Raw genomic sequence first — 24,527 nt, forward strand, 5'->3', positions numbered from 1 at the left:
TATTAATATATTCTTCATTATACACGAAAACCCCTTTCAAAAAATGACAAAAAATTTAATTCTTTCAAAAATATATTTTTCTGATTATAATTTGAAAAATATTATTGATTTGAAGGTGGGCTTCTTATTGCAGAAACGTTCACTAGCTTACTATTTAGGCTCCAAAATGTGTATTATCCTCGCTGACATTGTATACAACTAAATCAGCTACAATTACCGATATTTTCGGTGTTCGTACTATTTATATTATCGCTTCTTTTCTTATTTTATGTTCTACTTGTTTGTCTTTTCGTTTATTAAAGCATCAGAGATTGCAAAAGAAAGAGATTTCTATTTAACATATTGTATCTAAGTGATTTATTTCTTATATAAGACTTCCAACTAAATAGTCCAATGAATTTATATCAACGATTTTTCAATTATATCTATTACAACTTACAATATATCAACGATTCGATATGAGATATCGATTCATCAAAAGAAATCGACAATACTTTTAGCTATTAATAAGAGAAGGCTGGCCTCCATAAATCCATTTCAGGCAACCTTCTCTCGTTTCTATTTACGATAAGTTTGGCATTTTTCTATGTTTTGTCGCTTGTTCAAAAGCATATGCTAGTTTAATTAATGCCCCTTCACTAAAAGCAGCACTTGCAAGAGTAATTCCAAAAGGCCTCCCATTATCCATATATCCCGCAGGCATTGCTATAGATGGATAACCTGCTTTCGCACATATAGTAGATCCTATATAAGAAGGGAACAGTATCGCATCCAGATTATATTTTTCCAACGCAAAATCAATACCTTGTTTTTGCGAAAAATATATATCTTCTAATCTTGCGTTTAAATATTCTGGATTTCTTAACGTATTAGGAAAATCTTTTCTTCTTTCTAACTTAGTTTGTCCATATTTCAAAGCTCTTTCTGCTATGTTTTTATTAAACTCCATTAACTCCGAAATAGAATGTACTGGAATAGTAGAAGGTAATTTAGAAAGATAGTTATCTAAGCTATGCTTCAGCTCATAAAGTGGAACCCCCCAGCTCCATTCTCTATGAAAAGACGGAATATCAATATCTTCTACTATTGTCGCTCCCTTACTACGTAAAACTTGAATCGTTTCCTTAAACAATTTTTCATCGTATTCTCCAGATTCATAATAATCTTTTGGCGCATTGCTATAAACACCAATCTTCGCTCCCTTTAAACCATTAGCATCAAGATAAGATGTATAATCTTGATATGCCATGCCTTCACTTTTATGAGTAGCTACATCTTTTTCATCCACCCCAGTTAGACTCCCTAGTAAAATAGCAGCATCTGTTACCGTTCTAGCAAACGGACCGGCTGTATCTTGAGAATATGTGAACGGAATAATTCCTCTACGGCTAATTAAACCAACTGTCGGTTTAATACCTACTACAGAGTTTTGAACAGCTGGGCTCAAAATAGAAGCATCTGTCTCTGTTCCAACGGATAATACAGTAAAGTTAGCAGCAACTGCAACGGCAGATCCTGTACTCGATCCACCAACAAACATATCATCCTTTCCTGTACCGTAAGGATTAATCGTTTGACCGCCTCTAGCGCTATATCCAGCCCACATTTCAAAAGACATTCCGTTTGCTAACTCTGTCATATTTGCTTTCCCTAGTATAATCGCACCTGCTTCTCGGAGCTTTTTAACAAGAAATGCATCTTCACTACTTATATTTTGTTCCAGGGCAATCGTACCAGCACTTGTATGCATCGAGTCATTCGTTTCAATATTATCCTTAAGTAAAACAGGTATACCATGTAATGGACCTCTTACACCTTTTGTCTTTCTTTCATGATCTAGCGCTTCTGCAATAAAGATAGCATCCGGATTGATTTCTAAAATAGAATTGATTTTCGGACCATCTTGGTCATACTTTGCGATTCTATGAAGATAATACATGACTAGTTCTTTTGAAGTTAACTTCCCAGCTTCCATTTCCTTTTGAATATCATGAATTGTTAATTCTTTTTGCAATAATGTATTAAACTGAATTTCCATTTTCATTCTCCTTTTATAAGCCCTTATATATATGACGTGTATCTATTACTTTTTCATTTTCTCCGCTCCTCGCATAAACAGCTACAATCCCTTTAAAGAAATTCAACTCACCAGTTTAAAAACCTTTAATTTCCAGAGAAATAAAAAGAGTCTGAAACGAATACAATATCGCCTCAGACTCTTTTTATTATTTTACATATACCTCTTCTAACAAATGTAAAAACTCACCTTGTTTACCTGCTAATTCAGGGCATTTGTTAATATCAATCCATTCATAACAAAATACTAAACCTTTGTCTTCCTCACCAGCACTTACTATATGTTCCCACGTATCTTTCACATCTGTTAATAATGAAATGTGGAAAAAATGACGTTTTTGATATTCCTTTTTTTCTTTCATATAAATAATGTAATCAGAAAGGAAGCGCTCGATACAAAAATGGCGTAGTCCTGACTCTTCTTGTACTTCACGTAAAATTGCTGCCTCTAACGTTTCGCCTTCATCTACCGTCCCGCCTGGAACTTGGATACCAGCCTCTCGTATATCACGATGTTTAAAAACGAGTAGTTGCATAGCCCCTTCTTTTTCTCTCGTAATATATGCATGTACCTTTTTCTTATATAACATCGTCATCTTAGCCCTCTCCCCTCAATTCATTACTGCGTTACTTCTTCAATCGTCAGTTGGTTTTCATATAAATATGTAGCTTGCGGATTCCCAACATACCGTACATGCCACGGTTCATAACGATAACCGGTAATCCCTTCTTTCTCTTTCGTATATCGAATAACAAAACCAAACTTATGGGCATTTTCAGAAAGCCACTTTCCTTCTTTCGTCTCCCCAAAAACAGTTTCTAGCTGAAATTTAGCAGATTGAGATGTAATATCCATAGCTAGTCCTGTTTGATGTTCACTCGTACCAGGAACTGCACTAGACATCGCTGTCTTTGCTTCTCCATCTTGTCTTTTATACATTGTATTTAATGCTTTTTGTCGATCAAAAGATCTAAATCCAGAGACTGCAAAAAGGAAAATCCGCTCATTATTGGCTTGCTGAAACATTTCCTCAAGTGCCACCGCTGCCTCTTTCCTCATCTTTTTCTTCTCTTGATCACCTTCACTAGAGTAACGTACTTTCGGAACAACTAAATCTGGCGGTCTATACCCATCTGGTAAACGCCTATTTTTATTCACAAGTACAAGCATCGAACTTGGATTACTAATGACTGCGATATCCCCATCCATATTAGCAATCGTTTCTTTAGCTTTCGGAAATATATTGTTTACATTTACTTCCTTCGCCTCTTGCTCCTTGTACATCTTATAATTTATTCCTGCTACTCCAATGATCAGTATCATTGCTACGATACCAAGTAGTGCCCATCTTTTTTTCATATAACGACCTCTTATTTTAATAATTTGGCCATTTCATACTCATCGATACCTTTTCCATCGATGATAAGAGCAGATTTTTTGACACCTTCTTGTTCAAATCCAATTTTGCTATATAGTGCCTGAGCTCTTGTATTGTGGGCCATTACCGTTAATTCTAAACGCCATACATCATGTAATCTTGCCCACTTCTCCACTTCTTTAAACAAACTCGTTCCAATACCTCGGCCACTATACTCTTGCAAAATACCAATTACAATGCCTGCCACATGTCTCTTTCTTTGAATATTATTTCCATTAACTAAAATAAACCCTACTATTCTCTCTTCTTCAACTGCTACAAATATTGTCACATATTCATTTTCAATAAAACGGTGGACCATCTTTTCTTGTTGCTCTACTGTAGTTTTTCTTTCTCCTAGTTCGTATAACATAAATTTCGTTTCTTCGTCCAATTGCTTATTTAATTGCAAAAACGATGTTGCATCTTCTACTCTAATCTCTCGTATCACCTTGATCCCCTACCCATTCTGTTAGTTAAAAATTTTCCTTGTAAAAAGATTTTCTCTATTTTTGCGAAAATCCCTTTCTAATTCTCCTATTATAAATAGACAAATTTCGATATTACTATAGCAATTACAAATTATGTCTATAATGTGACATCTTATCATCCTCATTTCATGACAAACAAAAAACGTAAGCTGTACACTTACGTTTTCCCCCAATTGATGTAGGCTGATAACCATCGGCAATGCCTACCACTAATTCAAATTTCACTTTATCCATTCACTTTTTCTGCTTGCCAAAAATATTCACCAAATGCTTTAGCAAGTGCATCAATTGATCGATTTAATTCTTCCTCTGTATTATCTACCCCGCCAACTTCAATTAATATCGCTTGTCCTGATAGGTCTTGATTGTAGACTCCATTTCCTGTTTGGAATCCTTTTTGAATTACACCACGGCTCATTCCCGGATATTTCTTACTAATCGTCTCATGTAACGCAGTTGCTAATTGTAAGTTTTTTTCATAGTTTTTGTTACCTTTCCCAATTACAAAAGCAAGCTTAGCATATGATTTATCTCCAATTGTTTTTGTTGTTACATTTTTCCGTGCACTATCACGGTGTAAATCGAAGAAGTATTGTAATTCTTTATTACCAGCCATCGCTTCTTGTACAATTTCCCGTGACATTTTATAAGAACTAGTATCATTCAATCCTTTACTTATTAACTTTTGACCGACATTAGTCTTATCGTTAGTAGCACCTATCCCTTCACTTGCCAGTTGTTCACGAAAGCGATCTCCAACTATTGAAATATTCGTTACAGAACTCGTTGCTTTATTTGGATTAGGATCATTTGTTAAGTTAAGTAACGGCAAATAAGATTCCCAGCTATGTGAATGATATATAAATGCAACTTGTCTTTTTCCAGTCGTTTGAGCTGGTTGTTTTTTCTCTTTATTCGTATCAGGCTTTGGCGCTTGTCCACCTTCTCCAGTCCGTTCTTTCACTACTTCTTCAAGAGGAACACTCGACTCTATCGGTAAGTTAGAATAATTTGTTCCCTCACCTGCGATAACGATTTCTGTATCGTACTTACCAAAGCCAGGAAGCTCTTTCCCGACAAAACTACGTACATCATCAAAACGAATATTCGTAGCCATCGAAAAGAGGAATGAAGAAATAGAAAAGTCTTGATTCAAATTCCGGTACTCCTGTGTAAAATAATGATTCTCTTTCCCAATAACGTACATGTAGCCATTCATCGATAACTCATTTAACCAATTATATAAATACGTTGACTTTGTCTCTTTCATAGAGGTTACCATCATACTAATAAGAAAAAAAGTCGCCAGTACTGTAGTAATAATAAATAAAACTAACTTACGTACACTTGTGAACTTCACGTAAAAAAAGCCTCGATTCATACTATCACCCTCTCTATTTCAAGTTATGTACAAGCTCTAGAGAATAGACCGCTTAAATTCCGGCTATATTGTTAATGAGGTGAAATGAATTGAAGCTACTAATAGGAACATTACCAATCGTCTTATCATTTATTTTTTATTTGTCCGCTAAACATCCAAAAGTCTCTATTGTGCTACATATTTCTGCGTACTTGGCACTGTATGTACTCGGTACAGTTATTTCCATTAATATATACGATGTTTTAATACAAGATTTAGTTTTCATGACGAGCATTCATGGAATTTTACTGAATCCATTTTTCCTTATTGCAGGAGCGTATATAGGAACATACACTTTATACTTACTTTTGTCTTACATTATTACAAATATAAAAAATGGAGCGTAATGAAATGCAGCCACCATTCATCTGTCATAAATGTAAAAAAAGAATAACGAGAAAGAAAGATCTTATTACCTCTACACGGTATTTCCGCTTTTATTTGTTTCACAACACTTGTTTCAAAAATCAGCAATTATTTGTCTCACGCTTTATTCCTATAAATACACTCTTTGGTTTCTTTCTTATTACATATGGGCTTATTGCTGGCAGCATTCTAATGTTCACGGAGCCCTCTATCAATTGGCTTATTTTTTTACTTCCTATTTTATATCGGTTTCTTTCATATTATTACGTTGAACGTTTTTTCTGTAAATAACTAGTAGATTGACCTCTAGGAATACTTAAACACTCCCATTCATTTTCTTTTAACATTTTACCAATGTAAATGATTTGTCCAATATGTAAAGCATAATGAGAAATTTGCCTTTCGATCGCTTGCATGACAGTGTGTTCTTCTCCGCGAATGTATACTTTCTGCAAAATCTGTTCTGCTGTTAAAGTATCCATCGTTTTAAAGACATACTCCCACCCTTCTTGCCACGCAGCAAGCGCTTCTTGTTTTGAATTGTAGCCACCTTCAAATTCACCATCTCGGTTACGATCTATTTTTTCGCCATCAGACTTTAAAAATTCCGTCCATCTTGAACGCATATTACCATGTAAATGTTTAATAATAATCGCGATACTATTTGTCTCTTCCTGAGCTGACCACATTATCTGTTCATAAGATAATTGAGAAAGTACACGTTCTCCTTGTTTTTGTGTTGCCTTGAAATTCGAAATGGCACATTGTAAATATTCTCGTCCGATATCCATGTTTACCCCTACCTTCACACTAACTAATTTTCGTTCCATTTGGCAATTCCATATTAGGCTGAAGCAACACAACATCACCAGCTTCAGGAACACCACCCAATACAAGCACTTCCGATTTAAATCCTGCCACACGCTTTGGCGGAAAATTTACAACAGCAACAATTTGCTGACCGATTAAGTCTTCTGGATTATATCTCTTCGTAATTTGAGCACTTGACTGCTTGACCCCAAGCTCCCCAAAATCAATTTCTAGTTTAATCGCTGGCACTCTCGCTTCTTTAAATTCCTCTGCCTGTGTTACTGTTCCAATTCTTACATCAAAAGTTAAAAAATCTTCAAAATTAGCCATTTTATCATTCCTCCCAATTATTACTTAGACAAAATACAAAAATCCCCTTTAAAAAAAGAAAGGCGCCTAAGCACCTTTCTTTTGTAATTCACTTAATTCATTTGATTTATAGAAGAAGAAACCGAGAATCCCGCCAATACATGATGGGATTAGCCATCCTATTCCTTCTTTATATAATGGTAACATTTGTAGCACATTAGAAATCGCATCAATTTTAATGTTCGCACTTTCTAAACCGTTAAAGAAACTAATTAACAACGCACCTAAAATAGCTCCAATATATATTGTATTACGCTTCCCTATCCATTTATGGAAATATGAAAGAACGATTAATACAATTGCAACTGGATAAATGATCATTAACACTGGTAATGTTACTGTGATTAATTGTGTTAACCCTAGGTTAGATACAATTAAACTAAATACACATACCATAGTTACAATCGTTTTATGCGAAAGTTTTGGGAATAAGTTTGTAAAGAAGCCAGCACACGCAGATGTTAATCCAACAGAAGTTGTTAAACAAGCGAGTATAATTACAAGTCCTAATAAAATTTTGCCACTTGTTCCATATAACTCATTTACAACATTCGTTAAAATAAGACCACCGTTCTCCGACACACCAAGTGATGTACTTGTAGATCCGAGATATGCAAGTGATAAATATATTAACGTTAAGCCTAATACAGCAATAACCCCTGATACAACTGTTATTTTTGCGATTTGTCCGCTCTCTTTTATCCCTTTTGAGCGAATAACTTGTACAACAACAATCCCAAACACAAGTGCACTAATCGCATCCATCGTTAAATATCCTTGAATAAATCCACCAAAGAAAGCATTCTCTTTATAAGCAGCTAAAGGTGCAGCCGGTTCTCCAATTGGATCAATAATTGCTTTTCCGACAATAACAGCAACAATCAATACTAACAATGGTGTAAGAAATTTCCCGAACCAATCCACTAATTTAGATGGATTTAATGATAAATACCACGTTATTCCGAAGAAAACTATAGTGAAAAGAAATAGCATGTACCACTCAGAAACCATTGTCTCTGATAGAAATGGCTTCATACCCATTTCAAATGAAACAGCTCCAGTACGCGGAATCGCAAAAAATGGTCCAATCGCTAAATAACTAATCAATGGGAAAATAAACGCAAATATAGGGTGAACTCTAGAAGATAGCGCTTTCAAGTCCCCCTCTACAAACGCGACAGCTGTTACAGCTAATAGGGGTAATCCGACTCCCGTTACAAGGAATCCAATTGTAGCAATCCAAACATTTTCTCCTGCTTGTTGACCTAAAACTGGCGGGAAAATTAAATTTCCTGCTCCTAAAAATAGTGCAAATAACATTAAACCAATCGCTACCGTATCACCTGGCCTTAAACGTCCCTTCATGCTTTTCATTTGCATAGCACTTTTTCATTGTTTATATCTCTTTTCACAATATGCTATGCATCCTCCTCTCTGCTCAAGATGATAAAATATGCCCCTTACAAAGCAGTGTCTTTCTCCATAATTTCTCCATTCCCCTTATTCTTACTCTAATTATTAATTTTTGATTTTTTCGAAAATTTAACTCATTAGAGTGGTATAACGTGGAGTTTAGTTGTCAGACCTCTTTGTTTTTATCACACATATAGTAACATATTTAGTTGAAAAATAAAAACATATTTTCAATTTGATTTTTTTGAAAATCAAAATTATCTACATATACTTCCTTTATTCATTCTATTACACAAATATTTTTTAAAATTTACGATTCATATATTTTATTATATTTAGATATCTTTATGTGAAAGAAAGTAAAAGCCATCAAAAATAAGATGGCTTTACTTGTTAGTCTATCGTTTCAACTTCACGTGGATTTTTCATCTCTTCAACATACACAACTCTAAATCCATGATCTTCTAAATCCTTTAGCAATGTTTCTAATTCACTATCTTCAAACTCTTCTCCCAATGTAAACATTATTCTACGTACTAATAAAGCATCATTATCAAAAGTCATTAAGCTTTGAATACCAGTGTATTTCTTTAGCACTGTCGATAATTTTTGAATGGCCCCATTATAATCTTGTGTTCCAATCATGACAGAATATTTACTAGAATGGACTCCCCATGCATCTTCTAATAGTTCAAAAACTTTTTTATGAGTTAAAATACCAAGGAAGACCCCTTTTTCATCAACTACTGATAAATACGGTAGTTTTTTAATTGTAAAAAATACTTTAAAGAAGGAAGAGTCTTCTCTCACGTACCCATTTTTATCGTTCAATAATTGTAATACATTATCTTCAAGTGAACCTTTATATTCTAAAATATCTACTTTATATACATTCCCTAAAAACTTCTCTTTTTTTTCATCTAAAACTGGTACACAACGATACCCCGTTTTATTTAAATGTTCCAGCGTTTCCCTTATCGTAATTGAACTTGAGCAAAACAAAACTTCCCTCTTTGGTACATAATTCCCTTTAATCCTCATAAAAAAGCCTCCTTATGCTAAAATACTTTCTGTGCCATAACTATATTATATTTTCAGAAAAAAATAAATATATTATTTTATTTTTCTGAAAATTATTCATTTTTCCGTCATAATTTATTCATTAATCATACACTTATTTAAATTGAAACTTTAATAAGTGGGGATTTCCCCCCACTTATTATTAGCCTTCACCAATCGGACTTTTACTGGCAGTCGATCTCCCCACCTAACTTCTACGCATTCGCCGCATTTTGAGGTAGAGTCTTACTGCCCGTTAAAGCGGGATAATCTCTCTAACTTACTTCGAGAAAAATATGTTGTAACTTTATCCGAAAAAAGCTAAAATAAGAATAAGAATTTTCTGAATATTCAAAGAGTAGGTGATTGTATGTCCTTATTGCGCTCACATATATGTAAATTTATAGCCGGTGTTTTGATTATTTTTGTCATAAGTCCCCTTCCAGCATTATTCATTACACATAATTACTCCTACTTAACTGGATTTGTAAGCATTTTTCATAATTTAGCACAGCCTTCTTCCATTTCAATTCCAACAATTGATTGGATGCATGAGCCTATCCTTTTCTCAGCAAATCAGCTTGTACATACACAAAATATACTACATATCTCTAACCATTCGTCACCACTGTTCCCCTACATATGGGAAATATATTTTTTATCAATCGTTCGTTTCACATTCACTCTTGTAATCGGTTTCTTTATAAGTCTAGGAATTGGCCATCTATTTTTAAAAGCACCAAACTCATTAAAAAAGTGTAGTTCTTTATTTCGCTGGATACCGTATTCTTTTGGCACTGTGATATTACAATGTTCAGTCCTATTATCACTTCTCTACATATCTAAATTCATAAAGTTTCCTTTCTTCTCTTCTTTTATCATCGTATGTAGCACTTCTATGATAATCGTTATGCAAGCAATTAAAAAATGGCTACCGTTCTTAAATACTACTAATGAATACGAAATAAAAAATTCATCTTTCCTTGTTGATACGTTATTTATTGCGCTTACTTCCAATCATAAATCTATTTTGAGTTCCATTATTCTTTCATTCGTTTTTATGGAATGTATTTTTCATACAAACGGACTATTACAATTTATCGTCCAATTTGGTAGAAATGCACCTATAGTTGTCACAATTGGTTTATTACTACTTTATATTCCATATAGCATCTTATCGTTTCTCCAAGCTTTATGGACAACAAACCACTCTAAACAAAACACGTATACTTTAACTAGAAGTATTTCGAAACCATAACATAGAATAACCGTCTACTTAAATTAAAAGTAGACGGTTATTCCTATTATATAGAGGACAAAATAACAGCAAATTAAAAAACTACTATAGAAACCTACCATTATTTACCCATTTTCTTTGACTAATCTTTTCATTTGGATTTATTATAAAAGTATAACATAATTACAGGAGGTGACATCTTTATTCCAAATTAGGAATAAAGAACACACTTGGACATATTAAATATTTTTCTCATCTTTATACTTATCCTTATTTCTGGCTTTTTCGTTGCTTCAGAATTCGCTGTCGTAAAAGTACGAAAAAGTCGAATTGACCAGCTTGCTAATGAAGGTAATAAACAAGCATTAGCTGCAAGAAGCGTTTTATCTAACTTAGACGTTTATTTATCCGCTTGTCAGCTTGGCATTACTATCACCTCTTTAGGACTTGGTTGGCTTGGTGAACCAACTGTGGAACATTTACTGCGACCACTATTTGAAAAAATCAATATTACTGGAACAATGGCTAACACGTTATCCTTTATTATTGCTTTTAGTGTGATTACTTTTTTCCATGTTGTATTAGGCGAGTTAGTTCCTAAGTCTTTCGCAATCCAAAAAGCTGAAGCAATCACATTAAAATTTGCAAAACCACTTATTTTATTTGATAAAATTATGTATCCGTTCATTTGGCTTCTCAATAGTGCAGCTATATTTTTCACAAAATTACTCGGTTTAGAGCCTGCTAAAGAAAATGAACTTGCCCATTCCGAAGAAGAACTACGACTCATTTTAGGTGAAAGCTATAAAAGCGGCGAAATTAATCAAACCGAATATAAATATGTAAATAATATTTTTGAATTTGATGATCGTGTTGCTAAAGAAATTATGGTACCTAGAACTGAAATGGTTTGTTTATCTACTGAAAATACGTTAGAAGAAAATATGAAAATCGTTGCAACTGAAAAGTATACACGTTATCCTATTATTGAAAAGGATAAAGATGATATTATCGGAATGATAAATACGAAAGAGATTTTTCATAATCAAACAAAAGGCATTTACAAACCACTTGATGCCTACATACATCCTGTTTTAACTGTATTTGAAACAGTTCCCATTCGTAAAACGTTAATACACCTCCAAAAGAACCGCGTACAAATGGCGATTGTTATGGATGAATACGGCGGAACTGCTGGCCTTTTAACGATGGAGGATATTCTTGAAGAAATTATCGGAGAAATTCAAGATGAATTTGACGCAGACGAATCACCAATGATTGAAAAGCGTACTCCTAGGCTTACTGTTTTAGATGGGAAAGTACTCATTTCTGAAGTAAATGATATGTTTGGCCTACATATCGATGAAAGTGATTTAGATACAATTGGTGGTTGGCTTCTCTCTCAATCAATTGATTTAAATATTGAGGCTGGCTATTCAGTTGAATATGATGGTTTTCAATTTAAAGCATTAGAACTTGATGGGCATCAAATTAAAAAGATTGCTGTACATAAATTAGATACTACAAAGGAGTTATAAAGTGACTGTTTTACTAACAATTTGTATCATTGCTTGTTTCATTGTTTCATTTCTTGCCTTTATATACCCCATTATCCCTGGCATCCTTGCCGTATGGGCTGGCTATTTCATTTATCATTTTGGAATAAACGGCGGAGAGTTAACGACATCTTTTTGGATTATTCAAGTCATTTTTACACTCTTCATTTTCGTTGCTGACTTTATTGCAAATGGATACTTCCTAAAAAAATACGGAAGTACAAAATCGGGCGAACGTGTTGGTATGGTTTCTATCATTGTCGGATCGTTCTTCTTCCCACCATTCGGGCTTATTATCATACCGTTCTTATCTGTATTTATTACGGAACTAATGCATAAAAAGGCGCCAAAAGACGCCCTTTTAGTCGGAATTGCAACTGTTGTCGGTTTTTTAAGTAGTACAGTAGCGAAAGCAATTCTCCAAATCATTATGATTATCATCTTTGTATGCTATATCATTTTTTAGCCATCCCTATTTTGGGATGGTTTTTTAATATGAAATACCTACTCGACTTTTCTCGTATAAGCTTTTATTACGTAAACTCCATGTAAACTGAGCTGTATCACCAACTGTTATTTTCGATCCATCTGTTGGCAACATATCTTGTTCAGTTCGATATACACCGGTTACATCACCATCTATTAAATGCGTCGGACAAACAACAGTCCAACATAGTTTACTATTATTCAGCGCTTCATAAGCAGCTAAATGATCTTCCGCAGCTGTTGTCATTTTTCTTTTCGATTCTTTTGATTGGAAACGATATATACTTGGGTTTGTTCGTGCTTGTAAAATACCAGCAGTTCCTATTGTAACAATTTTCTTTATGCCCTCTTCTTCCATTTGCTTTATAATAATCGGTAAACTCTTCTCTAACGTCCCATTCCGATCAGTTCCAAGAGCACTAATTACAATATCACATCCTTTAATCGCTTCCTTTATATCATTTCCGTTTAACACATTTCCCTCTATAATATGTAACCTTTCATGCTCTGTTTCCACTCTACTCAAATCACGAACTAATACCGTCACTTCATATGAATCATGTAATGCCAATTTCATAATGTGTGATCCTACTCTACCTGTCGCTCCTAATATACATACTTTCATATATTATCCCCTCTCCCATTCTTTCTCTCTATTTTTCCGCAAAACTTACAAATACGCAACAAAAAAGCTCCCTCATATATGTGAGGAAGCTCTATTATCCATTTATCCCGCTATTTGCGGGCAGTAAATTCGGCGAATGCGAGGAAATTAGGTGGGAGATAACTGCCCGTAAATGCCCGATTGGTGTGGGCTAATAATCAGTGGGGATGGACAAAATCCCCGCTGATTAAAGTTTCACTTTATTTCTTTTCTTTCGAATCAGAAGATTTTTCTGTTCCACTTGTTTCTTTATCTTTCTTTTCATCTTGCTGCGAAGTTGTGTCATCCTCTTTCTTTTTATCCTCATCTTTACTACAACCTACCATTAATAAAGAACTTGCAAGTGCCATAGCAGCTAATGACTTAACCCATTTGTTCATTTGCGTTTCCTCCCTTTGATAGAATATGTACAATCCCATATTACTCTTTATTTTTAAAGGAAAGATTTAAAAACAGTAAAGATATTGTAAACTTTTGTAAATACTCTGATAACACAACTGGTTTGTCTCAATTCTTCTAATTGAGCCTTTCATTAGACATAAAAAAACTAAGACGCCTTTCATTCCGTCTTAGTTTTTCACGCAAACTTCTCACTTTCATTTTCATATAAATGTTTAATTTTATATTCCTTCTTCACAACATATTGCCAAACACTATAAGCATAACGATTCATTTTCACAAAACAATTTTCCAAGAAAGAACGAAACTCTGGGTTCGCAACTTCCACTGCAACTTGAGCAAACTTTAATGCTAATCGTTTCAAATGTGAAATATAACAAATAGCAATCCCAATATCCCCTGTACACTCATTATCTGTTTCCCTATCCATTTCAGTAAATTCCGGCCACATTTGTTTACAAGTTATATGTTGTATATTTTCTCCTTCTTGAAAATTCACTTGTTCATTATATGCTTGTAACATATACGGCAAATGATGCTGTAATATATCCTTTAATTCTTCATCTCGAACCTTGCTCGTGTATTCTCCAACTTTATATATAAGTGTGTAACTATATGTCATCAATTCTTTCATACAATCCATTAAAGCGCCTCCCTTCCTATTTCATCTCTATACTATAAATATGATGCGATAACATTTGATATTCTTGCTAGAAACCAATCCCATCTACTAATTTTCTCAAAATCTTCTTCAGAAAATCGTTTTGATTTATGAAAGTCTTCTTTTAATCGATTCCATACGTCAGCAACGACTGTCTTATCATATATGAAACAGTTAGATTCGTTATTTAAGTAAAAACTTCTATTATCAAAATTTGCTGTACCAATATCAACCATTTCCTCATCGATGATTGTTACTTTCCCATGAAAAAATCCATTTCGATATTGATAAATCTCCGCTCCAGCATCTAACATGTCTTTCAAATAAGGATAGGCAGCCTGTTTTAGCAATACTGCATCACTTTTAAATGGGACGAGGATTTTTACATGGACACCACGATTTAATGCATCTTTCAGCCCCTTCACCATTTCTTTACTCGGTACAAAATATGGTGTAGCGATAATTAAAGAATGTTTTGCCTTCTTTAAAAACGCTCCATACTCCTTCCATAAACCTTTTCCATTCGAAAATACGTATTGATATTTTACATTTCCTTGTACAGGTAACTCTTGGTGTATAGGAAACTTTTCTCCCGTATCTTCTTGCCAATCTTCCGCAAACTTCCGTTCCATATCAGTAGCTCCATTCCCTTCGATGCGTACATGATAATCACGCCACGGACCAAATTTAGGATCCTGTCCAAGATATTCCTTTCCGATATTGAAGCCACCAATGTACGAAACTTTCCCATCTATAGTAACAATGCGTCTATGATTACGTTGATGCAAAGAATAAAATAAGTTTTTTAATTTAGGTTTTTTACTAAATGTAAACTTCACGCCTTTTTCTTTTAATTGATTAATTATCTTTTTCTTAAGCTTATATCCGCCAATGCGGTCTACTGACAATTTCACATCTACTCCGCTAGATGCTTTTTTCTCTAATAACTGTAAAAACTTTTGGCTTACTTCATCTTTTCCTACAATATAAAAATGAACATACACATTCTTTTCTGCACGATTTATATCCTCAAATAAACTTTTATATAACTCATCACCGTTCGTATATACTTGAAAATCCCCTGATCGGATTTTTTCTAATTCATATCCACTAGCCATTTTCTTCCCCATTTCCACATCAACGTTCATCCATATGAATACACCTATAAAACAAATTATTACAATTAAAAAGCGCTTCATGGATACGTTCCTTTCTCTAACTACTGTTATTCCTATATCTTTCCTTTTTTAAAACATTATCATACAAAAAATATGTCATTGCATGATATACGTCCATATCAAACAGGAGCTCATCTGCATATTGTATGTTGTATCTTAAAATAAAAGGAGGAAATAACAATGGGCTTCGCACATGGTAATGGATTTGCGCTACTAGTCGTATTATTTATCCTCTTAATTATCGTCGGTGCTGCTTGCTTCTGCTAAGCAGTTATTATAGTACGATATGGGGATGAAAAAACTATAAAAGCGGACACCTATTTTTAGGTGTCCGCTTTTCATTTCAAAAATCTCCTAACCTATTACAAAATAGTACCACTAGGAAAATATTTTACATCAAAAAGTTAGCAGTGTAGCTACCTTCTTACTCTCTGCCTTACGAATATGGCGCTGTTCTGCACGTAACACAGCAATTCGATGCAATTCTTTCTCCTCTTCTGTCTCAGGGATAACACGCGGTACAGGGACTGGATTATTCTCCTTGCTAAGCGCAACAAAAGTAACGAATGAAGTTGCTGCTACACGTTTTTTACCTGAAATTAAATCTTCTGCTATTACTTTCACAAATATTTCCATAGAAGTTCTTCCCGTCCAAATTACGAAAGATTCATAACTAACACAATCTGAAGAACGTACTGGATGTAAGAAATCTACCCAATCCATAGACGCTGTGACACATTCCATTCTCGAGTGTCTCGTTGCTGAAATTGAAGCAACCATATCCATCTCCGCCAATATCTTTCCACCAAATAGCGTGTTATGATCATTTAAATCCGTTGGAAATACTCGACTCGTTTTAAACACCCTTGATTCATTAGCTGTTTTACCCTTTACTTCAGTCATTGTTATCACCCCTTTAATTATTTATCCCTAATATCCCAATATACACTACACCTCATGAACTACACGTTTAATATTAACAATTTTTAGAACTTTTAGTCCACAAAAAAGAACCGATTTTATCAATCGGCTCCTCTAAACACATATTGTTCTTTCGGCTGTTCAACTTTATTCCATTTCGTTACCTCTAACACTGGAATATTCGCATGAAACGGCTGATAAAATTCAGTTGAAATTTCTCCCTCTATCTGAATCCAATCATCATTTTTCCACTCTACCCCTTCTGGTTTTTTAACTAACATACCATATACACCCGAATCCGCAACACAATGTATAATGCCGAAACGGAATAAGAAATATTGTTCCTTTTTAGAAGAATCATCTCGGAAAACAAATCCTTTATAAGACAGGGTTTTACCAGTAAATTCACCAGGATAATTATAAATTGTCTCCATACCCTTTAAGAAATCTTCATCTTTTAAAGTGATATTATCTTTCGTAACAAACTCTTTCTTCCCTTTTTCCATTACACCACGGTATCCTTCTTTCCCGTAATAAATACTCGTATCCGGTCTTAAGAATTGTCTTGTCATAAATGGATCTTTACTTTCTGCTTGCGCTACTGGAAAATGGAATCCCTTCGCCTTAACAATATCGGAATCTAATGTTGCAATTGGGAAAAACAATCCTGTAATGATTGGAAAACAGAATAACGTGTAAGAAAACACTTTTTTCCACCATGTATTCTCATCTTTCGAATGATCATGCCCACAATGACTATGATCACAACTACAATCATGTTTCTCTTTTTCTTTTTGATGTTCTTTTTGGAAAACGATAATAATTTGTACAATCGTTAAGAAACCTAAAATAATAGCTGCAGTTTTTGATAAATAGGCGTACTTCATATTTATATACTTCGTAATATTACCGGAAATATGAAGCTGTCCAATTAAAATTGTAAAGCCTAATAATATATATGCTCGAAACATAACCTACCACCCCATCGCATAAATGAGTAGTGAGCTTGCATAAACAACAAGTGTAACTGTAACCGTCACAACAATTACAAATTTTGTTTTAAATGTCGCAAGCATCATAAACATATTTTTAATATCCACCATCGGTCCATATACGAGGAACGCGACAAGTGACGCTGTTGAAAATGTACTTTGGAATGACGAAGCAATAAACGCATCCGCTTCTGAACAAAGTGATAATATGTAAGCAAGCCCCATCATAACAGCTGGTGAAGAGAACGGCCCTTGTCCTATAGCAAGAAGTGTTGAAGTTTGTACGAACGTTTGAACTGCCGCTGCAATTAACGCACCTAATACTAAATATTTTCCCATCGAGAAAAATTCCTCAACAGCATGCGTACATACATCCCACATTTTTTTACGTAATGGACGCTTATGATTCACTTCTGGGAAGTGATCATCTCGTAATTGATGTTCTTTAAACATAAATGATAATATAATTCCAACGATAATTGCTACGATAATCGCTACAATAGAACGATACCATACCATGTGCATACTACTTCCAAAGGCAACGTATGTTGCAAATAATACGACTGGATTAATGATTGGTCCAGTTAACATAAATGCAATCCCGGCATAGGGCGGAACCCCTTTTCCGATTAATCGCCTTACAATCGGAACGATTCCACATTCACAGCCCGGAAACATCATCCCTAAAAAAGTAGCCATTAAAACAGACAGAAATCGATTTTTCGGCATCCATTTTGCTACCATATCTTCTGTTACAAACATTTGAATGAATCCTGAAATAAATACACCAATGAGCACAAAAGGAAGTGCTTCGATCAATATGGAGATAAAAATTGTATTCATTTGCAGGAATGCTTTCGGTAATTGAAACAATTCCATGATGTATTTCCTCCAACTTTTCATTAACAATATGTAATTTTAACCTCATTTTATGAATTGGACAAGACTTATACGGAATTCACCCCTTTCATATACATTACATTTTATAAGTTATATTCTATTCAAAATTTAGGATTTCATAGCAAAAAAGCTGCTCTAGCGCAGTTACACAACTATGCTAGAGCAGCTTTCTTCTCGTTAAAAGTAACGTTTCTTCCAAAAAACAAACGCTAATGTGAAAGATAGTGTTACACATATTATGAGTACAATTACAAAACCATGTGCTTCCCCTTCAAACGGAACCTTTACGTTCATTCCAAAGAAACTAGAAACCATCGTTGGTAACGATAAAATGATTGTAATAGACGTTAACAGTTTCATAACACTATTTAAATTATTTGATATAACAGAGCTAAAAGTATTCATCATTCCACTTAAAATGTGACTATATATTTCCGCCATTTCAATAGCCTGCTTATTTTCAATTAATACATCTTCTAGTAAATCTTGATCGTCTTCATACATTTTTAAAAATGTACTGTTACGCATTAATTTTTGAATTACAATTTTATTCGCCTTTAATGATGTTGTAAAGTAAACTAAACTTTTTTCAAGGCCTAGCAATGTAAAAATTTCTTTATTTTTCATCGACTTATTTAATTGGTGCTCTAAATCGATTGTTTTTCTGTTAATTTGCTTTAAGTATCTTAAATAATAAGTAGAAATCGTATATAAGAGCTGAAGTGCAAAGCGCGTCTTTTTAAACGTATAAAATTCTTTAATACGTTGATTAATAAAGCGTTCAAAAATTGGATTTTCTTCTAAACAAATTGTCACAAAGCAATCTGGCATTACAATCATACCTATTGGAATCGTGTCATAAATCGAATTTCCTTCTTCATCATGTCTAACTGTTGGAATATCCACGATAATTAAAGTATTATTGTCTTCCTTTTCAATACGAGAGCGTTCTTCATCATCTAAAGGGTCTTTAATGAAATCTAAGTCTACATTTAACGTTTGTACTAGATATTGAATTTCTTCTTCCGTTGGATGAAGTACATTAATCCAGCAACCCTTTTGCATTTCCTCAACCTCTTGTAGTTTTCCGTTTCGGTCTGTTAAATAAATATTTAACATACTATCACCCCGATTCTTTTTACATGTAGGAATCTACCTCTCTTACATAACAGTTTTTGAACCGCCATTCTCAGCATATGAAACATACGTTTAAATTTCAATAGAAAAATTATTTTGAAAACGTTTTTATAAGAAAAATATTCTAAACAAAGAAAAAGACAGAGTGCTCTCTGCCTTAAAAAGCTTATGTTGCCTTTATAACATATTTAGAAAGCATCCACAAGTTAAAGCCAACTGAAATCGTATAACCAGCGTATGTTGAAATAATAAAACTTACATAATCGAAATACGGAAGCAATACGATATTTAAAACTATCTTCACAATAATACCAATTACTAATCCTAGCACTGTTTTCTGTTGTTGATTAATTCCTTGTAACATCGCAGCTGTTACTGTAAAAAGCGAAAATAGTATACAGGCAGGAGCATAATACTGTAAAATAACTCTCCCCATCTCCGGATCATTTCCGGCACCAAATAAAAGAGTATATACTGGTTTTGCTAACAACATCATTCCAATCGCCGCTGGTACCGTAATACCTACTACTAATACATTCGTCCTCGTAAAATGTTTGTACAGTAACTTCACATTCCCTGCTGTATAGGCTTTTGTCATCTCAGGCACGAGAGACATACTAAAAGCAGTCGCAACGGAAACCGGGATAAGTACAACCATCTGGACAAGACCAATTATCGCATTAATCTTCTCCGCTTCTCCTTGCATATACCCTATTTGTATAAGTAGTTTATTAATTGTAAATGTATCAATCGTCTGATATAACGGAATCGCTAATCCAACTACAACGAAAGGAATAGAATATGTAAACAGTTCTCTATACAACGAAAAAAAAGTTTTCGTCGTTTGTGGTATACTGGCAATCTCTTTTTTCTTTAAATGTTTTCTCCTTCTTATATAATACGCACTTAAAACACTTAATCCACCTAGTGCTCCCATAAATGCTCCAAACGTTGAAATACCAACTGCCAACGAAACAGAAGCTTTTATAACATATAAAACGACAAAGCTTCCTATCAAAATAGTTAAGACCCGAAAAAATTGCTCTACAACTACACTGAGCGCAGAAGGTCCCATAGATTGAAAACCTTGAAAGAAACCACGTAACAAGCTCATTACAGGAACGAGTATTAACGCAAAACTTACAATTTGAATATTGTGCGTGACAGCTACCACACTATTCCCCGACTGATCATTTCCATCAATCACAAGTTTAGCTAAATGTGGTGCTAACATATATAATGCTAAACAAGAAATAACGCCCATAATGACCATAAAAACGATACCACTCTTTAGCACTCTCTTAACAGTGTGATAATCATTGAGTTGATCATATTTTGAAACCATTTTTGAAACGGCAAGTGGTAATCCCATCGTTGCAATACTAAGCATAATTGTATAAGGACGGTATGCATACGTATATAATACGTACCCACTCGTACCCACCATTGCTGTAAATGGTATAACATATATAAACCCTAACATTTTAGATATCATCGTTGCCATCGTTAAAAATATCGTTCCACGTAAAAACGGTGATCCTTTCATCACATTCCCCCGCTACGCTTTATTACTACACATTATGGACAACTCCTTTTTTTTAGAACTGAAACAATAAAAAAAGCCAATGAAAAATCATTGACTTTAACGCGCTGCTTTTTTCTTTTTTAAATACTTTAAACCGAAGTATAGAGCAACAAAGAGAACAGCCCCTATAATTATGTAATGTGTGTAATCAGATGCATACTCTTTAATGTGTCGCCAATTTCCACCAAGCTTTTCACCTAAGTATATAAATAGTATTGACCATGGAATAATCGCAACTACTGTATATAGTGTAAATAGTTTTAACGGCATTTTAGCTAATCCTGCTGGAATAGAGATTGCATGACGTACTACTGGGATAAAGCGTGCAGAAAAGATTACTCCTGCTCCGTAACGCTTAAACCAACCTTCCGCTATGTCTAAATGGTGTTTATTAATAAGTAGATATTTCCCATATTTCTCTACAACCGGACGCCCTCCGTAATATCCAAGCCAGTATAAAAAGATTTGGGCTAAAGTACCACCAATAGTTCCGGCGATAACTGCACCGACAAAACTAATTTTACCATCCGCTACTAAAAATCCAGCATACGAAAGTACAATTTCACTCGGGATAATTTCAATCATTAAAGCTAGCGCTACTCCAAAGTAACCTAGGCTTGCAAAAAATTGCAATAACTGATCTATTATGCTTGCTAACATTTTATTTTCTATCTCCTTTTTTCTTCACATACCATCCCATTATTACATAAAGGTCGCATTCTGCCAATATCTTCATTTCAACAATATCATCGGCATAAGCATTATTAATCTATTAATGTTTCTTTTTGAGGTTCTTTCATGTAGGCAAACATTTCTTTAATTTGCTCTTCTGTATTTCTAGCAATCGATAAATTAGGCAATTCATTCTCACCAAAAAACTCCACATCTTCTGTTTCAATACTAGTTTTCTTTTCGCCACCAATAATCTTACAGCCAATAAAAATTTTATATACATGTGTTGCTGAAGGCGATGGTTGATGTTTTTCTTTATCAAATATAGCGAGTAGCTTAAAATCATCTACTTCATAGCCCGTCTCCTCTAAAACTTCTTTTGCTGCTACTTCTGTTGGCGTATAACCAACATCAGCCCATCCACCTGGCAATGCCCATTTCCTATCACTTTTTTCTTTCACAAATAATAGTTTTTCATTTTGAAAAATAACTGCCCGTATATCAACTTTAGGTGTTTGATAGCCTGTCCCACTTGCAAATAAATTCTCTACTACTTCCCAATCTGTCTTTGTGTAATGTGACATCATTGAAACTGAAATGTCCCGTAATTGTTGGAAACGCTCTATATCATATACATCCTGAGAATACGTTAAACCCGCTTGAGCTATAGATTGTATTTGTTTTACCCAATCAATCCACTTGACCGTCATGTTTCCACATCTCCATTCTTTATTAAGTAAATATTACGTCAATTCAATCGATACATCTTTATTATACAAAAAAAGAGATTGATAATGTTCCAATCTCTTTCAAAATTAATCCAATTCATGTAAGTGGTCTTGTATATACTTCCTTCTTTTATTTATATATTCATCAATCATATCAGCTTCTTGATCAAATGTTTCTAATTTTTCTTTCATATATGGATCTTGTAGTAAATATGGACGAATCGATTCACACAAACCTTCTACTTTCGGCATCATAAATGAAACGGTAAATTGTTCTTCTAATATTTCTTCTAAAATACTTCGGTATTGTTTTCTAAATACAGGTATATCTAACAATCTTGCACTTAACGTATTATAACCTTGAATACGAATATATTCATGATTAAGTGGTCTCCCTTGTACATCTCGCCCCCAAGTCGCATCATAATCCCACGGTATCACTTCAAATAAATTTGTCTCATCGTTATGATATAGTGCATAGTTATGAACGAAACCATCAAAGTTTTGCGTAAAAATAACTCCAGCTAACCATCGTAAATATTTATCAACATTAAGGTATTTTCCAATCCCTTTTTCATACTCATCCCTCGATAGTGTATTTGCTTGAAAAACGAATTCACTAAGTTGCTCTTCACTATTTTCATTCGAACATTTAAATTCATACCCTGCAAAAAGCTCAGTTTTAACATCTTTATCTCTCTCGCTCATTAGAGAAAAATTTGCGTCATCATCTATCGCATAATAAATAGAACCACTCGGTAACCCTCTATTTTTCAAAAAGTTTTCATCAACTGATTCTAACTGTAAATACACACCTTGAATTTGACCATTTATTTTTATAAACACATGCTGTGACTTCGGTGAAAGTACCCCAATATCATTAAAAAAGTCTAATGATAATTTGTTACGAATAAGGGATGGATCCATAAATTCAGAGTTTAAATGAAATTCCTTCACACCTAGAAATTTTTTCGGTTTATAAAACTGAACATGATATGACTTTTTCTCAAACTCACGAATATGAGCACCCCGATAAACGATATCAATATCATACTTCTTTTTTCCATATGTTAACTTTGCTGGCACTGGACTATCTGACCAAATGTCTTTTTTCATTTCCACTAAGTACATTGGATGAATAAAAAATTCATATGAAGGTAGCATATATTCTCATCCCTTCTCTGTTCTCTTCATTCAATGTATGCGCCTTGTCTTGTCCATACATCCGCTATCATCTATTTATATAAAATTACACTCTTGTCTTGTTCAGAAAGAAACCTAATCTCATATCATGTTAAGGAAAAAGAATACTTGTTCAATTTAATACACGATAAGGAGGATTTCTATGAAACGTGACATTAGAAAAGCTGTTGAAGAAATCAAAAGTGCTGGGATGGAGGATTTCTTACACCAAGATCCAAGTACTTTTGATTGCGATGATGATCATCATAAATGTACAACAGGGTGTAAATGTACAACAGGGCGTAAATGTACAACAGGGCGTAAATGTACAACAGGGCGTAAATGTACAACAGGGCGTAAATGTCCAAGAACAAGATGTACTCGCGTGAAACATTGTACTTTCGTTACAAAATGTACTCATGTAAAAAAATGGACATTTGTTACAAAATGTACTCGTGTACGCGTTCAAAAATGGACTTTCGTTACAAAGGTTACTCGCAGAAAAGAATGCGTTATAGTTACAAAACGTACTCGCGTGAAAAAATGCACTTTCGTTACAAAATGCGTTCGCTTTGAAAAGAAATGTTTCTGGACAAAACGATGTTTCTGTAAAAAATGTGTATTTTTCCCTCATAGCCATCATGGTTCTTGTGATGATTCGTGGGATCGTGGCAAGGACTGTCACGATGACGGGCACAAATGGGACGATTGCAAAGATAGCAGACACAAGTCTTCTTCTTGCAAGAATAAAAAATTCGATCACTTCTGGTATAAAAAACGTAATTGCTAGTTTTTTATGTCCACCAA

General features: G+C 34.1%; 28 protein-coding genes and 1 pseudogene. 8 read left to right on the forward strand and 21 right to left on the reverse strand.

Annotation, left to right across the window (positions count from 1 at the left end):
• Positions 1-212: 212 nt before the first annotated feature.
• A pseudogene (locus AC0IXC_RS06800) lies at positions 213-338 on the forward strand (MFS transporter); the annotation flags it as partial.
• Positions 339-562: 224 nt separating this feature from the next.
• Here AC0IXC_RS06800 and AC0IXC_RS06805 read toward each other — a convergent pair.
• The 5 genes from AC0IXC_RS06805 to spoIIP all read right to left on the reverse strand — a co-directional run bounded on the left by AC0IXC_RS06805 (position 563) and on the right by spoIIP (position 5,366).
• Complete coding sequence (locus AC0IXC_RS06805; RefSeq protein WP_471652738.1) at positions 563-2,038, reverse strand: amidase family protein; 1,476 nt, start codon at positions 2,036-2,038, stop codon at positions 563-565.
• Positions 2,039-2,225: 187 nt separating this feature from the next.
• Entirely contained in the window at positions 2,226-2,672 is a 447-nt protein-coding gene (locus AC0IXC_RS06810) for an NUDIX hydrolase (protein WP_002141412.1), read from the reverse strand.
• A gap of 23 nt (positions 2,673-2,695) precedes the next feature.
• Complete coding sequence (locus AC0IXC_RS06815) at positions 2,696-3,436, reverse strand: M15 family metallopeptidase (protein ID WP_002031537.1); 741 nt, start codon at positions 3,434-3,436, stop codon at positions 2,696-2,698.
• 11 nt (positions 3,437-3,447) lie between these two features.
• Positions 3,448-3,945, reverse strand: coding sequence for a GNAT family N-acetyltransferase (locus AC0IXC_RS06820; protein WP_471652739.1), 498 nt, complete (start codon positions 3,943-3,945; stop codon positions 3,448-3,450).
• 266 nt (positions 3,946-4,211) lie between these two features.
• Positions 4,212-5,366: a stage II sporulation protein SpoIIP gene (gene spoIIP, locus AC0IXC_RS06825; RefSeq protein WP_002141409.1), complete on the reverse strand. Its 1,155-nt coding sequence runs from the start codon at positions 5,364-5,366 to the stop codon at positions 4,212-4,214.
• An 89-nt stretch (positions 5,367-5,455) separates the two neighbouring features.
• On the opposite strand from spoIIP, the gene AC0IXC_RS06830 reads away from it, so the two are divergent.
• Positions 5,456-5,752 (forward strand): hypothetical protein, encoded by a 297-nt coding sequence (locus tag AC0IXC_RS06830; RefSeq protein ID WP_061675470.1) that lies wholly within the window; start codon positions 5,456-5,458, stop codon positions 5,750-5,752.
• Positions 5,753-5,756: 4 nt separating this feature from the next.
• The gene (locus AC0IXC_RS06835; RefSeq protein ID WP_080019332.1) at positions 5,757-6,062 is read left to right on the forward strand and encodes a permease; all 306 of its coding nucleotides are present in this window, start codon (positions 5,757-5,759) and stop codon (positions 6,060-6,062) included.
• On the opposite strand, the gene AC0IXC_RS06840 is transcribed toward AC0IXC_RS06835, so the two are convergent.
• The 4 genes from AC0IXC_RS06840 to cbpA form a co-directional block, all read right to left on the reverse strand.
• The gene (locus AC0IXC_RS06840; protein WP_471652740.1) at positions 6,035-6,601 is read right to left on the reverse strand and encodes a DUF1572 domain-containing protein; all 567 of its coding nucleotides are present in this window, start codon (positions 6,599-6,601) and stop codon (positions 6,035-6,037) included. The genes AC0IXC_RS06835 and AC0IXC_RS06840 overlap by 28 nt on opposite strands.
• A complete protein-coding gene (gene csaA / locus AC0IXC_RS06845; protein ID WP_001263027.1) occupies positions 6,582-6,911 on the reverse strand; it encodes a chaperone CsaA in 330 nt (109 codons plus the stop codon). Before csaA ends, AC0IXC_RS06840 begins: the two co-directional genes overlap by 20 nt.
• Positions 6,912-6,977: 66 nt before the next feature.
• The gene (brnQ4, locus tag AC0IXC_RS06850; RefSeq protein ID WP_394818273.1) at positions 6,978-8,315 is read right to left on the reverse strand and encodes a branched-chain amino acid transport system II carrier protein BrnQ4; all 1,338 of its coding nucleotides are present in this window, start codon (positions 8,313-8,315) and stop codon (positions 6,978-6,980) included.
• Positions 8,316-8,756: 441 nt separating this feature from the next.
• The gene (gene cbpA / locus AC0IXC_RS06855) at positions 8,757-9,404 is read right to left on the reverse strand and encodes a cyclic di-AMP binding protein CbpA (RefSeq protein WP_002086040.1); all 648 of its coding nucleotides are present in this window, start codon (positions 9,402-9,404) and stop codon (positions 8,757-8,759) included.
• Between the two features lie 388 nt (positions 9,405-9,792).
• On the opposite strand from cbpA, the gene AC0IXC_RS06860 reads away from it, so the two are divergent.
• From AC0IXC_RS06860 to AC0IXC_RS06870, 3 genes are all read left to right on the forward strand, one after another.
• Positions 9,793-10,680, forward strand: coding sequence for a hypothetical protein (locus AC0IXC_RS06860; RefSeq protein WP_002189374.1), 888 nt, complete (start codon positions 9,793-9,795; stop codon positions 10,678-10,680).
• Between the two features lie 209 nt (positions 10,681-10,889).
• Complete coding sequence (locus AC0IXC_RS06865; RefSeq protein ID WP_002086044.1) at positions 10,890-12,197, forward strand: hemolysin family protein; 1,308 nt, start codon at positions 10,890-10,892, stop codon at positions 12,195-12,197.
• A gap of 1 nt (position 12,198) precedes the next feature.
• A complete protein-coding gene (locus AC0IXC_RS06870) occupies positions 12,199-12,681 on the forward strand; it encodes a DUF456 domain-containing protein (protein WP_000217328.1) in 483 nt (160 codons plus the stop codon).
• A gap of 24 nt (positions 12,682-12,705) precedes the next feature.
• Here AC0IXC_RS06870 and AC0IXC_RS06875 read toward each other — a convergent pair whose 3' ends face one another.
• From AC0IXC_RS06875 to cls, 4 genes are all read right to left on the reverse strand, one after another.
• Positions 12,706-13,326, reverse strand: coding sequence for an NAD(P)-dependent oxidoreductase (locus AC0IXC_RS06875; RefSeq protein WP_002168577.1), 621 nt, complete (start codon positions 13,324-13,326; stop codon positions 12,706-12,708).
• A 239-nt stretch (positions 13,327-13,565) separates the two neighbouring features.
• Complete coding sequence (locus AC0IXC_RS06880; RefSeq protein WP_002012451.1) at positions 13,566-13,745, reverse strand: hypothetical protein; 180 nt, start codon at positions 13,743-13,745, stop codon at positions 13,566-13,568.
• A 197-nt stretch (positions 13,746-13,942) separates the two neighbouring features.
• Positions 13,943-14,407, reverse strand: coding sequence for a spore coat protein (locus AC0IXC_RS06885; protein ID WP_016102165.1), 465 nt, complete (start codon positions 14,405-14,407; stop codon positions 13,943-13,945).
• Positions 14,408-14,439: 32 nt separating this feature from the next.
• Positions 14,440-15,624: a cardiolipin synthase gene (cls, locus tag AC0IXC_RS06890; protein WP_002141405.1), complete on the reverse strand. Its 1,185-nt coding sequence runs from the start codon at positions 15,622-15,624 to the stop codon at positions 14,440-14,442.
• A 159-nt stretch (positions 15,625-15,783) separates the two neighbouring features.
• Between cls and AC0IXC_RS06895 the strand changes: the two genes are divergently transcribed.
• Positions 15,784-15,870 carry a YjcZ family sporulation protein gene (locus AC0IXC_RS06895; protein WP_000505094.1) on the forward strand — a complete coding sequence of 29 codons (87 nt, stop codon included), beginning with the start codon at positions 15,784-15,786 and terminating at the stop codon, positions 15,868-15,870.
• Between the two features lie 129 nt (positions 15,871-15,999).
• Here the strand turns inward: AC0IXC_RS06895 and AC0IXC_RS06900 are convergent, their stop codons facing one another.
• The 8 genes from AC0IXC_RS06900 to cotH all read right to left on the reverse strand — a co-directional run bounded on the left by AC0IXC_RS06900 (position 16,000) and on the right by cotH (position 23,702).
• Positions 16,000-16,506, reverse strand: coding sequence for an acyl-CoA thioesterase (locus AC0IXC_RS06900; RefSeq protein WP_471652741.1), 507 nt, complete (start codon positions 16,504-16,506; stop codon positions 16,000-16,002).
• A gap of 119 nt (positions 16,507-16,625) precedes the next feature.
• Positions 16,626-17,495 (reverse strand): TIGR03943 family putative permease subunit, encoded by an 870-nt coding sequence (locus AC0IXC_RS06905; protein ID WP_002012447.1) that lies wholly within the window; start codon positions 17,493-17,495, stop codon positions 16,626-16,628.
• Between the two features lie 3 nt (positions 17,496-17,498).
• Positions 17,499-18,395, reverse strand: a complete 897-nt coding sequence (locus AC0IXC_RS06910; RefSeq protein ID WP_000418724.1) for a permease — start codon at positions 18,393-18,395, stop codon at positions 17,499-17,501.
• A gap of 198 nt (positions 18,396-18,593) precedes the next feature.
• Positions 18,594-19,535, reverse strand: a complete 942-nt coding sequence (locus AC0IXC_RS06915; protein ID WP_000932392.1) for a magnesium transporter CorA family protein — start codon at positions 19,533-19,535, stop codon at positions 18,594-18,596.
• Positions 19,536-19,719: 184 nt separating this feature from the next.
• Positions 19,720-21,099 carry a putative polysaccharide biosynthesis protein gene (locus AC0IXC_RS06920; protein ID WP_002086052.1) on the reverse strand — a complete coding sequence of 460 codons (1,380 nt, stop codon included), beginning with the start codon at positions 21,097-21,099 and terminating at the stop codon, positions 19,720-19,722.
• A gap of 96 nt (positions 21,100-21,195) precedes the next feature.
• A complete protein-coding gene (gene uptA / locus AC0IXC_RS06925) occupies positions 21,196-21,798 on the reverse strand; it encodes an undecaprenyl phosphate transporter UptA (protein WP_000881203.1) in 603 nt (200 codons plus the stop codon).
• Between the two features lie 104 nt (positions 21,799-21,902).
• Positions 21,903-22,520 (reverse strand): NUDIX hydrolase N-terminal domain-containing protein, encoded by a 618-nt coding sequence (locus AC0IXC_RS06930; RefSeq protein ID WP_107887945.1) that lies wholly within the window; start codon positions 22,518-22,520, stop codon positions 21,903-21,905.
• Positions 22,521-22,625: 105 nt separating this feature from the next.
• Complete coding sequence (cotH, locus tag AC0IXC_RS06935) at positions 22,626-23,702, reverse strand: spore coat protein CotH (protein ID WP_107887944.1); 1,077 nt, start codon at positions 23,700-23,702, stop codon at positions 22,626-22,628.
• A 181-nt stretch (positions 23,703-23,883) separates the two neighbouring features.
• Between cotH and exsB the strand changes: the two genes are divergently transcribed.
• Entirely contained in the window at positions 23,884-24,510 is a 627-nt protein-coding gene (gene exsB / locus AC0IXC_RS06940) for an exosporium protein ExsB (RefSeq protein WP_080784644.1), read from the forward strand.
• Positions 24,511-24,527 lie beyond the last annotated feature (17 nt).

Source organism: Bacillus sp. AC266 (genome assembly GCF_979253805.1).